This window comes from Ligilactobacillus sp. JN-6 (Y).1 (genome assembly GCF_058111525.1).
Genome location: NZ_CM176599.1, coordinates 555,085 through 571,051, shown reverse-complemented (window position 1 = coordinate 571,051; position 15,967 = coordinate 555,085). Strand labels below are relative to the sequence as shown.

The window sequence follows — 15,967 nt, the reverse complement described above, 5'->3', positions numbered from 1 at the left end:
TTTTATGCGTGCAATTTTAACAACGATCGGTCGCGATCAAGTCGGTATTATTGCAGGAGTTAGTCAATATTTGGCAGAGCACACCATTAATATCTTAGATGTTTCTCAAACGATCATGGATGATAATTTTACGATGATGATGTTGGTCGAGTTACCACAAACAAACGATTTTCAAAAGTTAACACAGGAGTTGTCTGAATTAGGCAAAAATCTTGGTGTGGAGATCAATATTCGTAACGAAGAAATATACCGCGCCATGCATCAATTATAAAAGAGAGGAGTGAGTGTAAAGATGGAAACCGAAAAAATTATGGAGACGGTCAATATGATCGCCAACGAAAATTTAGATGTCCGGACGATCACTATGTCGATCTCATTATTGGATTGTATTGACAGCGATAGTGATGTGGCGTGTCGCAAAATTTACGATAAAATCACTACAAACGCGCGTGACCTAGTTAAGGTCGGACAACAGATCGAAGCAGAATACGGTATTCCGATCACCAATAAGAGGGTGACAGTCACTCCGATCGCAATCGTTGCAGCCGCTAGTCATGATAAAGACTATGTCAAATATGCTAAAACGTTGGATAAAGCTGCGCATACGATTGGCATCGACTTTATCGGTGGTTATTCAGCTTTGGTACAAAAGGGTTTCCAGCAAGGCGACCATACATTACTGAGTTCTTTGCCAGAAGCACTGTCGGAGACCGAGTTGGTTTGTGCCTCGGTCAACATAGGTTCAACACGTTCAGGGATCAATATGGATGCTGTTGGGCAGATGGGAGAAACTATCGTCGCTGCTTCCAAACTTGACGTAATGACCAATGCAAAAATGGTCGTCTTTTGCAACGCAGTTGAGGATAATCCTTTCATGGCTGGTGGTTTCCAAGGAGTAAGCGAACCGGACGTTGTGATCAATGTGGGAGTTTCGGGTCCCGGTGTAGTTAAAGCGGCACTTGAAAAGATCAAGGGTCAGTCGATGGATGTTGTTGCTGAAACTGTCAAACAAACGGCCTTCAAAGTTACTCGCATGGGTCAATTAGTCGGAACTATTGCGGCTGATAGATTAAACACACAGTTTGGCATCGTTGACTTATCCTTGGCTCCGACTCCGGCTGTTGGAGATTCTGTCGCCCAGATCTTAGAAGAGATCGGTCTTGAAAGTGTAGGTGCGCATGGAACAACGGCTGCTCTGGCTTTGCTGAATGATGCTGTCAAAAAAGGCGGTATTATGGCTTGCAGCCATGTGGGTGGTCTTTCTGGTGCATTTATTCCGGTTTCAGAAGATGCTGGCATGATCGATGCTGTTACAGCAGGACATTTGAACATCGAAAAGCTGGAGGCGATGACGGCAGTTTGCTCAGTTGGACTGGACATGATCGCTGTTCCAGGAGATACACCGGCCACAACTATCAGCGCAATGATCGCCGATGAAGCTGCGATCGGTATGGTCAACAATAAAACGACTGCAGTTCGGGTCATTCCTGTGCCAGGAAAAGACGTCGGTGACACAGTTGAATTTGGCGGTTTATTAGGCCACGCTCCGATCATGCGTGTCAACAAGGCCTCATCGGCAGCAATGATCCAGCGTGGTGGGACGATCCCAGCACCTATTCACAGTTTTAAGAATTAGTGAGGGGATGCGTTGTTCCTTGATAAATGGACTGGAAAGAAGTCAGCGAAAGTTCTCACCGGTCTGTCAGAATTTAGCCTCGTTGTGAATTGAGGTGAAGCCACAAGTTAACTGGTTCCTTGTTGCTTTTAATGGATGCAAGGTATATCATCATAAATAGTAATATAATTAAATAAGACATCTGGGGTGCCATTAGGCTGAGAAAACACCCATTGAACCTGATACGGTCAATACCGGCGAAGGGAGACAGTTTTTTATCTGGTCGCAAAGTGCGAATGTTAGTGATAATAATAATCTCTTTTGGCAAAAGCTGAAAGGGATTTTTTTATTAATAAAATTACAATACCCCCTCTAATTCCTTGGTTCAGTGCGTACTTACCTTGATGTTGCCTATAGAGTCAGGAGGTGTAAAGAATTATGGATGACAAAAGTCGAATGCATAGTATTTACGTGGTGTTATTTTATTGACACCGTTGGGTTTAGCTTCTTGAAGACTAGCCTTTTTACTTATTGAGATTTTCCTGCTTCACTTCGCTTTGTTTTATAGTCGAGCTACAGCAAGCAAGAAGTTCCGCCTATCCAGCTCTGGCATCACATCGCTGAAAACCGCGCTATAATGCCAGATCTCGATAGTGCTCGCTTCTTCCCGCTTGCTTTCGCTCTGTTTTATAGTCGAGCTACAGCAAGCAAGAAGTTCCGTCCATTCAACTTCAGTACGACACCGCTCAAAACGCGCTATCGCACTGAAGTCCAATGGTACTCGCTTCTTCCTGCTTGCTTTCGCTCTGTTATTCCATAGGAGGTTATTTTCATGTCTCAAACAAGAAATAGTACACGGCTTTTGACCGAAACGGCCATTATGTCGGCTTTGTCCATTGTTTTAAGTTATATTGTTATATTCCGGATGCCGCAAGGTGGGAGTGTATCGTTGGTTTTGTTACCATTAATTTTTCTGTCCTTGCGCCGTGGTCCTATCTGGGGTTGTACCGCTGGCGCTATCTGTGGTGTTGTGCAACTGATGTTTGGCGGGTATTTTTTGAACCCCTTGCAAGTTCTATTTGATTATGTTTTTTGTTTTGGAACTGTTGGGTTTTCCGGCTTTTTTGCCATGCCTCTCCAAGGTGCCTTGCGTGAAAAAGAACAGGGCAAAATTTTTGGTTATACTTTAGCTGCTAGTTTTCTAGGCGCCTTTATGGCTTATTTGAATAATGTGATCTCTGGGATCGTTTTTTATGGTGAATACACTCCGAAAGGTCAGTCAGTGTTTGCTTACTCCACGATTTATAATGCGACTTATATGATCCCAGAAGCTTTAGTAGCGATGGTCATTGTCTGGCTGCTAGCAATCCGCGCGCCAAAACTTTTTGTTCCAGAAAAATAACGAAATTTATAAGACGTGCAGATATTATGGAGCACGTCTTTTTTAGTACAAATTTTGATCAAATGAGGCCAAATGTTTTGTTGGCTAATCCGTGTAATGAATATCATTTGCTAGTGAAAATGTTATAATAGTCTGTAGATATAGAGATGAAAGGGGCAAATGCAATGAACGTTGAAAAAATCAGCTTGGCTTTAGGTCGCGAAGACGTTTTGAGTGCTAAGCAACAAAAGTATTCTGATAGAGATTTGAAGTTGTTGGAGTCCGTAACAGATGAGAACAAGTTCATGTTATTAGACAAATCAAATAAAAAAACAGTCTTTGGCTCTGGTTTGAATTATGTTACTCAACATGAGGTTGGCAAAGAAACTTGGGATGGTTATTATGAGTTTCGTTATTTCACTTTGAATACGGATCAAAATAAGTTACTAGAGTCGTTGATGCAAAAGTGGGAGAACGATTACGACATCCCAGTTGGCTTAAAATACAGCTTAGTATTGCATGTCCCGCGGAAAAATTTACAATATTTGATGATAAATGTCTGGGAGTCAGACATTGATTTCTTTGATTGGAATACATCGCCTAACAATCAGATCAATCAATTTGGCTATAACGAAAACTCCGAACCTTATATTACTCATTTTGTGATCGCTCCGGAGAAAAAAGAAGAATAATAGGTTAAAAGAAAGCTAAAAACTCAGCGTAAACACTGATCTTTGGCTTTTTTGTTTTTCACAAATTAAAACAGTAGTGTATAATATATACAATTGAAATGGAAAAATGCGAGCGGGGTGGTATGATGAAGATCCTGATTTTAGGCGGGGCTTTGAATCATGAAGGGGCAAATAGTGCGTTTGAAAAATTAACTAGTTTGACAGACGATGACTTCATTTTTAATAGTGATAATTTGACGGATGCAGAATTGGCTGATGTTGAAGTGATATTGGGCAATGCTCCGGGAATATTGGACCGGATCTTTAGTCTGAAGAAGTCAAACTTAAAGTGGATCCAAGCTTTTTCAGCAGGTGTCGATTACTATCCATTAGAAAAACTGCGAAAAAAACAGATCTTGCTGTCAAATGTTAGTGGTATTCATGCTGAGCCTATTGCCGAGACTGTATTTGGTTTGATCTTAGGACAGTTGCGCGGTATCAAAGCCGCTGTAGAAAATCAACAACATAATAGTTGGGACCCGGATTCTTCTAACTATACGACACTGAATGGTAGAAAGTTAGCCGTCTTTGGTACGGGTCATATCGGCACTCGGATCGCTGAATTAGGAAGGGCATTTAAGATGCAGGCTGTCGGCGTCAATCATTCTGGACATCTTGCAGAAGGTTTTGATCAAACGTATTCCATTCACAAAATGGATGCAACGGTTTTGGATGCAGATATAGTTGTGAACACCTTGCCGCTGACGAGTGAAACACAGGGGCTATACAATTCTGCTTTTTTCGACAAATTAACAAATGCTCCTTTGTTTATCACTATTGGACGTGGCCCTAGTGTAGTTACGGATGCCTTGATCCAAGCGTTAAGGAAAGGCACAGTCGGAGCAGCAGGTTTGGATGTCACGGATCCAGAGCCATTGCCAAGCGACAGTCCATTATGGCAAATGAAAAATGTGATTATCACGCCACATGTTTCAGGACTATATCAAGAATATGCAGAAGACGTGGTTCAGATATTTAGTGAAAATTTGCAACAGTATAGAAAGTCTGGAACCCTGGTAAGAAACGAAGTGGATCTGAAGAAGGGGTATTAAAGTTGGTATGGGAAGTGACGTCAAAGGATCCCATTTACACAGAGACTATGCTTTTCTATGCCAGAAGAGAGGATCAAGCATCTTGAACCTAAAACAAAAAACAATGCGTAATTTTATTTGGGTTGCGTTTATTGCCTATTTATTGGCTGTTGCGATCTTATGTTTTGCTCCGGCATTGCCATTAACGATCCCTCAAAGTGACCCAGTGCCTTACGTTTTTCTTGGCCAAGCTCCCGTTATTTATCTACCATTTGTTGAATTGCTTCACCTGGATTTTTATCTCAATATGTTGATGACCATTCCGTTTGGAGTTTTCATCGTATTGTTGCAAACTAAGCCTCTGCGTAATACAAGGGTAATTTGGTCCGGAGCAGTTGTTGGTTTATTCATTGAATTGACCCAATTGATATTGGATAACTTTGAAGTGACAGAACGATGGGTCGATGTTAACGATATTTTGGCAAATGGAGTTGGTCTGTGCTTAGGATATTGGCTAACGGTCTGTCTTTTAAACAGAAGAAAACAACAAAAATGACGTTTGCATTTTCTTATTCAGAGGCAAACGTTTTTTGTTTGAAGTTATTTTTTTGTGTGACAGGCCTTTTTTTGATCAGTTGATATGATCTGTTTAAATTGCAGCTTCAGCATTTAACCTCTACCCTTTCTTGCGTTACACTAGAGATGTATTGATAGTGTGATCATCTTATTTTAATTAATTGATTTGGTGAAAGGAGTTTTTGTATGAAAGTCCGTAAAGCTGTAATTCCTGCCGCAGGTTTAGGAACTCGTTTTCTACCGGCGACAAAAGCAATTCCAAAAGAGATGTTACCGATCATTGACCGCCCAACGATCGAATTCATTGTCAAAGAAGCCATTGATTCTGGGATCGAAGATATTTTGATCGTGACTGGGAAAGGTAAACAACCCATTGAAAATCACTTTGATTCCAATCCGGAATTAGAAGCCAACTTAAAAGAAAAGGGTAAGTCGCATTTACTGAAATTAGTAGAGGAAACGACAAATATCAACTTGTTTTTTATTCGGCAGCCTCATCCCAATGGTCTAGGAGATGCTGTTTTAAGGGCCCGAGACTTCGTTGATGATGAGCCATTTGTTGTCATGTTAGGTGACGACCTGATGCAAGACAAAGTACCGTTAACTAAGCAATTAGTTGATCGCTACGACAAGACACATGCTTCGACACTTGCGGTAATGCGCGTTCCTCATGAGAAAACTAAAGATTATGGTGTAATTGAACCAATTTCTGAGCCGGCTAAGGGGTTATATGATGTTAAGAGTTTCGTTGAAAAGCCTGACCCTAAAGATGCTCCATCAGACCTGGCGATCATCGGACGTTATTTGCTAACACCAGAAATTTTTGGCCTTTTAGAGGATCAAAAACCGGGCAAAGGCAATGAGATCCAGTTGACCGATGCAATCGACCGTTTAAATACAATTCAGCGTGTATTTGCCCATGAATTTACCGGTGAACGTTTTGATGTCGGGAACAAATTTGGCTATTTAAAGACGATGATTCAATTTGGCCTGAAAAATCCAGAGATCAAAGATGATTTGACTAAATACTTGAGGCAAGTCGGCAAAGAATTAGAGACTAAATCAGGCAAGAAGAAGTAAAATTATACAAATAAAAGCCCTAATGGCCGTACACGTTGATATAAAGTCGTGTATGACCATTAGGGCTTTTGTAGGACCCTCCAAAAGTAAAATTATCAAAATGCAAAAACAACCAGCAACTGTCCCTTAAAGAGAGTTGCTGGTTGTTTTAGTCGAGCTACGTGAAGCAGAAAGCTCCGCCTATCCAACTTCAGTACTACACCGCTAAAAAGCGCGTTATAGTGCCAGTTTTCGATAATGCTCGAGGCTTACCCGTCTCGTTTCGCTCTGTTTATAGTCGAGCTACAGCAAGCAAGAAGTTCCGCCTATCGAGCTCTGACATCACATCGCTGAGAAGCGCGCTATAATGCCAGAGCTCGATAGTGCTCGCTTCTTCCCGCTTGTTTTCGCTCTGTTATTTAGTCGAGCTACACGAGACAAGAGATTCCGCTTATCCAACTTAGACCTCACAGTGCAAAGATCGCACTATAAGGTCTAAGTCCGATAATGCTCATCTCTTACCCGTCCCGTTTCGCTCTGTTTTACTTCTTCTCTTCATCATTTTCATCGTCTAATTTTTTATCCAACTTATCTAATTGATGATGAGCAAAATCGCGGCCGCCTAAACCGAAAGCTACGGCAAAAGCTACTGATAAGCCGCCAACAATAAACAAGAAAGCTGTATTAACGATGCTGTTTGCGAAGTCTAATTGGTCTAATGCCATGAATACAGCGAAAACGCCGAAGACAACTTGGACGATGATACCAAGCCATTTATTCTTGGTAGCATTAGTTAAGACCTTGCCGACAAATTGTCCGCCAAAGAAACCAAGACCAAGGATCACTACGGCAAACAACAAGTTAGGTAAGTAACCAATGATAGCTTCACCAACGTGGTCGAGTACCTGAAGTTGTAATGCACTCAAAGCTTCAACCACGAAGAAGATACCGACAACGACTGCGACGATCTGTCCCAAGATCTTGGAGAGAGTAGTAGAAGGTGTTGCTTCCTTTGGATAAAGATCCGCTGCCATTTTGTCGATCCCAGTATTTTCCAGTAAACTTGTAACTAAATTACCGGCAACTTTGGCGATCACGATCCCGACAGTTAACAAGATCGCTGCAACTAAGATGTTAGGGATAGCACTTAGAATGCTGTTCAAAACAGTGACGATCGGTTCTGTGATCGTTGAGATCTTAAGAGCTTCTAAGGCAACAACAGCAATTGGAAGCAAGACTAATAAGTAGCAGATCATTGCTAATGCATTAGCGATCGACTCTTTGTTTTCATCTTCAGATGAATTACCAACAAATTTGTCAACATAATGATCGACTTTCAAAGTACTTGCAACATTATAAACTAAGTTCTTAACTAGTTTGGCTACAAGGATCCCAATTGTTAAGATCACAGCTGCCAATAAGATGTTAGGCAGATATTGTAAGATGTAGTTCATCATATCTGTAATCGGTGATGCGATCGAGTTAAGTCCAAAGGTCGTAAAGATCCCTGGTAAGAAGACTAACCAGATCAGGTAGTAAAAAATCTTACCTAATGATGCTAGTAAACTATCTGCCTGTTCAGTGCTGTTAAACATCTTCCACTTAACTAACCGTTCATCAAGTTTGATCTTCTTAAATCCTTTAGTAACAATGTTCTTGACTAGTACAGCGACTAGCCACGCAATAATGATCAATACCACACCTTTAATTAGAGATGGTAAAGTATCCTGAAATGACTGCCAAAATTCTGCAGTATCCATAAATATCGCTTCCTTTCTTGGCTTATTGATTTGTACGTGTTCATGTTAACGAAATTTAAAGAGTTTGTAAAAGAATTAGCGCTTAGAAACATATCAATCGGCAAATACTTGCATAATTTTTTCCTTTGTAAGCCTTGTTTTTTCGTCATTTTTAACGTCTAAGGTAATTTTACCATCGTGTAATACTAATAAACGATTTCCGTATGTCAAGGCATCTTCCATACGATGGGTGATCATTAGACATGTCAGTTTCTGTGATGAAACAGTCTTGCTGGTTTGTTCCATTAGTGCAGCACTGGTCTTTGGATCAAGAGCTGCTGTATGTTCGTCTAACAATAAGATGTCCGGACGATTTATGGTTGCCATTAAAAAACTCAGTGCCTGTCGTTGGCCGCCTGACAGATTTTCGGTCGGTGTATCCAAACGTTCAACTAGCCCATTTCCCATCGAAGCTGCCAAGCGAGCAAAGCGTTCCTTGTTTTTACGCAAATTACGGAAATGAAGGCCACGTTTTTTGCCGCGTTTGGCAGCTAGCAAAAGGTTTTCTGCGACCGTCATTCGGGGAGCAGTTCCCATTTTGGGATCTTGGAATACACGGCTCAAAAATTTAGTTCTTTTTTCAACTGAATTATGACTAATATCATTTCCATTGTGAAAGACTTGTCCTTCGTCTGGCAGCAGGTCGCCCGATATCGTGTTGAACAAGGTAGATTTTCCCGCGCCGTTTGACCCGATCACGGTGATAAAGTCTCCAGGAAAAACTTTTAAATCAAGATCCTTCAAGATCTTAGTTTCATTTGGCGTTTTGCGGTTGACCAAAGTTGAGACATTTTTCAGTTCCAATACTGCATTATTTTCATTTGTCATTAGTGATCATTCCTTTGTGTAAAATGCCGTTTAGGTGCAGCAACTTTCTTAAGTTAGGTAACATCATGCATAATGCTAGGATGATAGCTGAGATCAAATTAAGGTCATTGGTCGAAAAACCAAGTTGCAAGACTAGCAGCAAAACAAAACGATAAATTATGCTTCCAAGAGTAACGGCTACCAACCGTTGATTTAAAGTTAAGTCGCCAAAAACTACTTCACCAATAATGATTGAAGCTAAGGCCACTACAATGATCCCGATGCCCATATTTGCATCCGCGTAACCGTTACTTTGTGAGATCAAAGCTCCACATAGACCAACTAAGCCGTTGGACAAAGTCAAACCAAGGAGTGTCATATTGTCCGTATTTATACCCTGAGAACGAGCCATCATTTTATTGTCGCCGGTAACGATGAAAGCTTGTCCCAGTTCTGTTTCAAGAAAGGCCATCACTAAAGCAGTGATCCCGATGATAGTGATCCCGCCAATAAGCACACTGTCAAAATATTTGGGTAAAGATTGAAAAAAGGCCGCTGAAAAGAAAGTCTTTTTGCCGATCAAGGAAACGTTAGAACCACCCATTACTCGCAAATTAATGGACAAACAGGCAGTCATCACCAAGATCCCAGCAAGCAGGATCGGGATATTACCTTTGGTGTATAACAAAGCAGTGATCAATCCACCGGCTGCTCCAGCTAAAAAGCCGCATAATGTGGCTAGTAAGGGAGAGGCTCCGTGAGTGATGGCAGTTACGGTGACTGCTGCGCCTAGTGGAAATGTGCCTTCAACGGTCATATCGGGAAAGTCAAGGATCCTAAAGGTCAAGAAAAGTGCGACCCCTAAAATTGCCCAAAGTAGCCCTTGACCGATACTAGATGTTATTAAACTCATTTGATCACCTTCCCATTTTTTTGCGCTTCTTGCATGATCTTGGTTGGAATTTTGATATTCAATCGGGAAACTTGTTTTTGGTTGATCACATATTTTCCCTTAACGACATAGCCAATAGGATAGTGTGCTGTTTTTTTACCTTTGAGAACTTTTCCCGCCATTTGGCCTGCCAAACGTCCTAAGTCGCGCTGATCAATGGCGTAAGCTGCAGTTCCGCCATCTTTGACCATCGTGTCGGCCGCTGGGAAAACAGGAGTTTCCGCTTGGTTAGCGTTGTTAACTAATGTTTTCATTGCGGAAGCTACGCCATTATCTTGAGGGGCATAGATCGCATCGACTTGGCTTGCCATTTGCTGGCTGATCTGCTGCATGTCGTTGGTATTAGCAATAGTGTATATCTTGGGGCGTAAACCAGCTTTTTTTACTAGTTTGGCAAATTTTTTAGCGTTACTTTGACCACCAGAATCTGAAGAGGTATAGACGACGCCGATTTTCTTGGCTTGAGGCATAATATCTTGGATCAGCCTTAATTGTTTGTCTAAAGGCGAGTCACCAGAAGAACCTGTAACATTGGCTCCCGGTTGTTTTTCGGATTTGACTAAACCACTGCCAGCAGGGTCACTGATCCCTGCCATGATGATCGGGGTCGATTTGGCAGCGGAATTAACAAGTGATTGTGCTGCTGGTGTTGCTATGCCAAATAAGAGATCATCGCGGTCTGCGATTTGTTGAGCCATCGTTTTTAAATTGCTTTGATCATTTTGGGCATTCTGAAACTCGACAGTAATATTTTTATTTGCCTTAAAGCCTTCATCTTTCAAACCTGTGATAATACCCTGGTGGATCTGATCGAGTGCTGGGTGACTGACAAGTTGTAAGATCCCAATTTTGATATTTTTTTGGTGAGATAATTTTGTGCTGTCGTTTTGTGCAGGTTGGGTGAAGAGGGTAACCGTCAAAAAAGCAACAATGGCAGCAATAAATCCAATGATCCTTTTCATATTTTTCTCCGATCTGTATATTTAAAATTTGGCAAAAAAATAAGGGCAAACCAGCACGCTCTGGTTTACCCTTAAAGATGGTTACGCCAAAGCCTGCCATGTTAAACCATGCAGACTTTGACAAATAAAAGAATAGTCGGCACGGATACAAACTGTTTGCCAGATCGTATCCGTTCAAGGAATTACGACCTTGCGTGCCGGCTTTGCCAAGCCATATTCATATTAGTAACTGACTTTTGCATTCTTTTTCGTCCTTTCCGGTTAATGATTAGTTTAAGTATAGAAAAATGATACAAGGATGTCAAGAGAGGAACAAATTTGATGAAAAATCAACTTAACCGAGAAGAAGATTTGCGGACCTGCGTGTGATAATCGTGAAGTGGGTTCAGTTTGGTATGACCGGCCCCAAGTTTGGAGAAGAAGAGTCCAGTCGCTGGTTAACTGACCTCAAGTTTGAAAGATGATCGTCCGGTCAACGGCTAACTGGCCCCAACTTCGACAAATGTTGGTCCAAAAAAGAACTAATTGGCCCTAAGTCCAGCAAAGACGGGTTCAAAAATCATGCCCGCCTCTTTAAAAACTATTTATCGCGCACGTCATGACAAAAATGGTCTTTTTCAAATACCTCAAGGTAATGCAATTTACCGTAGATTGTAAGTTGCTTGTGTTCTTTTACTCCAAAGCATTATACTAACACTATAATTGAGATCATTGGGAATCGTGTTTTGTAAAAAGGAGGATCTTATAGAATGAAAGATGTAAAGATCGGCGGAACGGATTTCACAGGCTCAGAGATCATATTAGGTATTATGCGAATGGATGCTTTGAGTGTTGATGAGGCTGTTAAAGTTTTAGAAACAGCTAAGGAAGCAGGGATCAATTTTATTGATTCGGCTGATGTCTACGGCAATGGCAAGGCAGAGGAAACCTTTGGTGCAGCTTTGAAAAAATCGTCTTTAAGCGCTGACGATTTCTACATTCAATCAAAGGGCGGAATTTTTAAGAACCCAGAAAGGGGGTACGAAGCGACCCGTTATGATTTTTCTAAGAAGTATTTATTAGAAACAGTCGATGGCATTTTGCAACGAATGGGTGTTGACCACTTGGACAGCTTCTTGTTGCACCGCCCTGATGTTTTGATGGATCCAGCTGAAGTCGCTTCTGCTTTTGATGAATTGCAAAATTCTGGTAAAGTGCGGCACTTTGGCGTTTCCAACATGAACCCTGGTCAAGTTGCGTTGTTGCAATCAGCTGTTAGCCAAAAACTTCTGATCAATCAGCTGCAATTTAGTGTCATGCATACCGGTCCAGTTGATTTCGATATCCATACTAATATGACTGATCCAAAGAGCGTTAGCCACGAAAATGGGATCTTGGAATACTCACAATTGCATCAAATGACGATCCAGGCATGGTCACCGTTCCAATATGGTCAAATCGAAGGTACGTTTATCAATAATCCTGACTTTCCAGAAGTCAATGCTGCTTTGCAGAAATTAGCTGATAAATACGGCGTTTCAAAAAATGCGATCGGTGCAGCTTGGATCTTACGACATCCGGCTAAATTCCAAGTAATTGCAGGGACAATGAACCCTGATCACTTGAAGGATACAGCTGCTGGCGCTGATGTTCATTTGACCAACCAAGAATGGTATGACGTTTATTTGGCTGCTGGTAATGATTTGCCATAAAGTTAGAAGGTCACTTCCTGCTGGAGGTGGCTTTTTTTATTCCATCAAAAATAGTTTTCTATTCTTACAGACATAAGTTTAGCAAAGGGCCTCGCTTGTAATATGAGAATCAAGATGTTATTATAGTCACGAAAGAAAGATAATAATATTTCTTGCGAAATCCCATTATTAGTGAAGGGAGAGAACGCTATGAATACTTATGTGCAGATCATCAACGGGAGTCATTCTTACTTCGGGTTTTTAAATATCAGATTTCAGGATGGTAAAATGAAACTTAGTGCGGCCCAAGGCATTAAGCCGCCGCATAAATGGGAAGTCGATTTAAGTAATATCAGCGGTTTGACAAGTGATGAGTTTATGGGGCTGACCGCCTTGCCTTTTTCGATGGTCAAGCTGAGTATATTTTATTTGAAGCTGGAGTGGGAGTAGCTGAATTTTTACAAGACAATTTATATGTAGAGCCTTAAAAATGGTGATATAAAAACGACGAAACGTTGGCTGTCATGAACTACTTTAGCCAATGTTTCGTCGTTTTCTATCTCAAATGCGTCTTACTGAAAACAACGCAAACGATCTATTTTAAATGGTTTATGCTTTCGAACAAAACTTAACTTTCTTCATCTTCCTCATCATTAACAACAAGGATCTTTGCTTTACTCTTACGAACAACGTAACTGGTCGTGGACCCCAGCAACACTCTATCAAATGCATCTGCCCCGGACTTGCCGATCACGATCAAATCAATATTGTGTTCTACTGGGAATTCGTCAGCGATAATTTGTTTAGGGATGCCACGTTGAACGAAAACTTCAACGTTAACGCCGCGTTTTACTGCTTGTTGCCTACCTTCTTCAGCTATGTCTTCAGCATTACTCTTAAGACCAGTTAAAATCATGTCAGGAGAGCCTGTCGTAAAAATCATATTACTTTCATTGACAACGGACAACAAAGAGATCTTTGAACCAAATTTTTCAGACAAATTAATAGCTTCATCTAACGCACGCTTGGAGTTGGAACTGCCATCTAAAGGAACTAAAATATTATGATACATAAAGATCATCCTTTCTAAAATGAATACTGATCATGAAACACTTAGAAACATATGAAGTAGGTCTGAGCGGTTTTACTGAGATCACCACTCATACAAAGGTCATTGACCTTTCACCCATATTGTAACGATTTTATTTCTGTTTAGATAGTGAAAACCCTTGTTTTTTTAATTAGCGTGAGACCATTATCGGCAGATACACTGGTAAAAAGGTGATCGTCAATGGTAGTTCAGGCCCTTCGTCACCGTCGATCCGTGAAACGATCTTTTTCTCGTCTTGTGGTGTTACAGTCGGTTTTTTTGTAGTACAAGTAGTATGTTTTTTGAAGACCGCAACTTTCCGGTAGCCGCAAAGTAGATGTATTGCCAGACTTGTTTGATGTGGATATTGTTTAATAACGAGATGTGCATTTTCCCTTCTGCTCCAGTATCATAAAATTTCTGTCACCAAATTATCCCACTTTCTCGTTTACCAAATGGATAGTGATATAGTATCAAAACATATCGATTTTATTAATTCATTCTTAAAATAACCGTTTAGCCCCTTGATATTACGGCTTTACTCACTTGCTGTGTTCGGAAACTTATCGTTTTCTATGGTACAATACCATTAACTGTAGTTACTTGGAAAAGGGGACAACTGTCAATCTTTTCACTGACTATTTTCTTATATCATACTATAATTTGGGCGACAAAGTGTGGTCGTTGACTGCTGTATAAATAGCAGGGCGGTCAAAATAAAAAACGCCTGGACGTTTAAAAGGGGATATTAAAAAATGACACTTACGATGTCTCAAATTATGACGCTTTTGTCAGAACACGATTTATTGATCGAAAAAAAAGAAGCGAAAGAACAAACGCTAGAATTTGCTCACGTGACTTACGACTCACGCAAGGTAGTGACACAAACATTGTTTTTTTGCAAGGGGAATTTTGAACCGAGTTATTTGAATCAAGCTAAAGAAAAAGGTGCGACTGCTTATGTGTCTGAAAAAGCATACTCACAAGGACAAGAAATGACGGCTATTATCGTTCGTAATGTTCAAAAAGCGATGTCACTATTGGGGGCTGCTTTTTATGGCTTTCCACAAAACAGACTATTTATTACGGGGATCACTGGTACTAAAGGAAAAACAACAACGGCTTACTTTGCCCATGGGATCCAAGATGCACATACAAGTGGGCATACAGCTTTATTTTCGACGATCGATCGTATCGTTGGACCACAACCTAAGCAACGATTTAAGTCTGATCTGACAACACCTGAATCGTTAGACCTGTTCCATGATATGGCTGAGGCTGTCAAAAATGGAATGACACATTTGATCATGGAGGTTTCTTCTCAGGCCTTTAAGAAAAATCGTGTTTATGGTCTGAAGTATGATCTGGGCATTTTCCTAAATATTTCACCTGATCACATTGGACGAAACGAGCATCCAACTTTTGAAGATTACTTATATTGCAAAGAGCAGTTATTACGTAATTCTCGTAACGTGATCATCAACGCCGAAACCCAACATTTTGATGAAATTTATGGTGCTGCTCAAGGATTTTTGCTGGATGATCATATATACTTATACGCACGTGAAGATTCTTTGATCTCCTTTCAAACGCAAGTCGACTTTGAATTTAAAGAAACTAGAGAAGATATGACTGAAAGTACGGTAGAAATCTTAACTTATTCAGACAAAGGACGTAAATTAGCTATTGATGGAGAGTATGAACTAGACATTCCTGGAGATTATAATCAGGACAATGCCATTGCGGCGATCGTGGCTGCAGCTATGGTTGGAGTGCCGTCAGCTGAGATCAAACAGCACTTACCAGAAGTCCGCGTTCCGGGTAGGATGGAAGTTTTCCAAACTAAAGATCATGGAACGATCTATATAGATTATGCTCATAATTATGCTAGCTTGAAGTCCTTACTTAGTTTCTTACGACAACAGATACCTGACGAGCGTTTGATCGTTTTGACTGGAAGTACGGGAGATAAAGGTGTCTCAAGACGAAGTGGGTTAGGTCAGGCGATCAATGAGGAAGCTGACATGGCAATTTTAACTTCTGATGATCCGGCGACTGAAGATCCTTTAGATATTGCACAAGAGATCGATCAGCATATTGACCATGAAAAGGTCGAGGTCCAGATCATTTTGGATAGAAAGACTGCCGTTAAACGAGCTGTTATGTTAAGCAAACCCGGAGAGATCGTTGTTTTAGCAGGAAAAGGACGCGATGCAACACAAAAGATAAATGGTAAAAATGTTCCGTATGAAACAGATGTAAAGATAGCGGAAGAATTGATCAAGGAGAGATAG

The 15,967-nt window shown here is 40.8% G+C and carries 15 protein-coding genes and 1 riboswitch; of the genes, 10 read left to right on the top strand and 5 right to left on the bottom strand.

Features of this window, described 5'->3' with window-relative positions:
- Positions 1-4: 4 nt before the first annotated feature.
- From AC3XNE_RS02740 to galU, 7 genes are all read left to right on the top strand, one after another.
- Complete coding sequence (locus tag AC3XNE_RS02740; protein WP_489832721.1) at positions 5-271, top strand: ACT domain-containing protein; 267 nt, start codon at positions 5-7, stop codon at positions 269-271.
- A 21-nt stretch (positions 272-292) separates the two neighbouring features.
- Positions 293-1,636, top strand: coding sequence for a PFL family protein (locus tag AC3XNE_RS02735; RefSeq protein WP_489832720.1), 1,344 nt, complete (start codon positions 293-295; stop codon positions 1,634-1,636).
- A 172-nt stretch (positions 1,637-1,808) separates the two neighbouring features.
- Positions 1,809-1,898, top strand: a riboswitch (TPP riboswitch).
- Between the two features lie 549 nt (positions 1,899-2,447).
- Positions 2,448-3,017 (top strand): energy-coupled thiamine transporter ThiT, encoded by a 570-nt coding sequence (thiT, locus tag AC3XNE_RS02730; RefSeq protein WP_489832719.1) that lies wholly within the window; start codon positions 2,448-2,450, stop codon positions 3,015-3,017.
- Between the two features lie 164 nt (positions 3,018-3,181).
- Complete coding sequence (locus AC3XNE_RS02725) at positions 3,182-3,688, top strand: hypothetical protein (protein WP_489832718.1); 507 nt, start codon at positions 3,182-3,184, stop codon at positions 3,686-3,688.
- Between the two features lie 122 nt (positions 3,689-3,810).
- Positions 3,811-4,779: an NAD(P)-dependent oxidoreductase gene (locus AC3XNE_RS02720; protein ID WP_489832717.1), complete on the top strand. Its 969-nt coding sequence runs from the start codon at positions 3,811-3,813 to the stop codon at positions 4,777-4,779.
- Positions 4,780-4,861: 82 nt separating this feature from the next.
- A complete protein-coding gene (locus AC3XNE_RS02715) occupies positions 4,862-5,314 on the top strand; it encodes a VanZ family protein (protein ID WP_489832716.1) in 453 nt (150 codons plus the stop codon).
- A gap of 206 nt (positions 5,315-5,520) precedes the next feature.
- On the top strand, positions 5,521-6,414 hold the full coding sequence (gene galU / locus AC3XNE_RS02710) for a UTP--glucose-1-phosphate uridylyltransferase GalU (RefSeq protein WP_489832715.1): 894 nt from the start codon (positions 5,521-5,523) through the stop codon (positions 6,412-6,414).
- Between the two features lie 521 nt (positions 6,415-6,935).
- Here the strand turns inward: galU and AC3XNE_RS02705 are convergent.
- The 4 genes from AC3XNE_RS02705 to trpX form a co-directional block, all read right to left on the bottom strand.
- Entirely contained in the window at positions 6,936-8,153 is a 1,218-nt protein-coding gene (locus AC3XNE_RS02705) for a mechanosensitive ion channel (RefSeq protein WP_489832714.1), read from the bottom strand.
- 93 nt (positions 8,154-8,246) lie between these two features.
- Entirely contained in the window at positions 8,247-9,020 is a 774-nt protein-coding gene (locus tag AC3XNE_RS02700) for an ABC transporter ATP-binding protein (protein WP_489832713.1), read from the bottom strand.
- Positions 9,010-9,912 carry an ABC transporter permease gene (locus AC3XNE_RS02695; protein ID WP_489832712.1) on the bottom strand — a complete coding sequence of 301 codons (903 nt, stop codon included), beginning with the start codon at positions 9,910-9,912 and terminating at the stop codon, positions 9,010-9,012. Before AC3XNE_RS02695 ends, AC3XNE_RS02700 begins: the two co-directional genes overlap by 11 nt.
- Positions 9,909-10,913 (bottom strand): tryptophan ABC transporter substrate-binding protein, encoded by a 1,005-nt coding sequence (gene trpX, locus AC3XNE_RS02690; RefSeq protein ID WP_489832711.1) that lies wholly within the window; start codon positions 10,911-10,913, stop codon positions 9,909-9,911. Before trpX ends, AC3XNE_RS02695 begins: the two co-directional genes overlap by 4 nt.
- A gap of 749 nt (positions 10,914-11,662) precedes the next feature.
- On the opposite strand from trpX, the gene AC3XNE_RS02685 reads away from it, so the two are divergent.
- Positions 11,663-12,604 carry an aldo/keto reductase gene (locus tag AC3XNE_RS02685; protein WP_489832710.1) on the top strand — a complete coding sequence of 314 codons (942 nt, stop codon included), beginning with the start codon at positions 11,663-11,665 and terminating at the stop codon, positions 12,602-12,604.
- 189 nt (positions 12,605-12,793) lie between these two features.
- Entirely contained in the window at positions 12,794-13,033 is a 240-nt protein-coding gene (locus tag AC3XNE_RS02680) for a hypothetical protein (protein ID WP_489832709.1), read from the top strand.
- 178 nt (positions 13,034-13,211) lie between these two features.
- On the opposite strand, the gene AC3XNE_RS02675 is transcribed toward AC3XNE_RS02680, so the two are convergent.
- The gene (locus tag AC3XNE_RS02675; RefSeq protein ID WP_489832708.1) at positions 13,212-13,655 is read right to left on the bottom strand and encodes a universal stress protein; all 444 of its coding nucleotides are present in this window, start codon (positions 13,653-13,655) and stop codon (positions 13,212-13,214) included.
- Positions 13,656-14,428: 773 nt separating this feature from the next.
- Between AC3XNE_RS02675 and AC3XNE_RS02670 the strand changes: the two genes are divergently transcribed.
- Entirely contained in the window at positions 14,429-15,967 is a 1,539-nt protein-coding gene (locus tag AC3XNE_RS02670; RefSeq protein ID WP_489832707.1) for a UDP-N-acetylmuramoyl-L-alanyl-D-glutamate--2,6-diaminopimelate ligase, read from the top strand.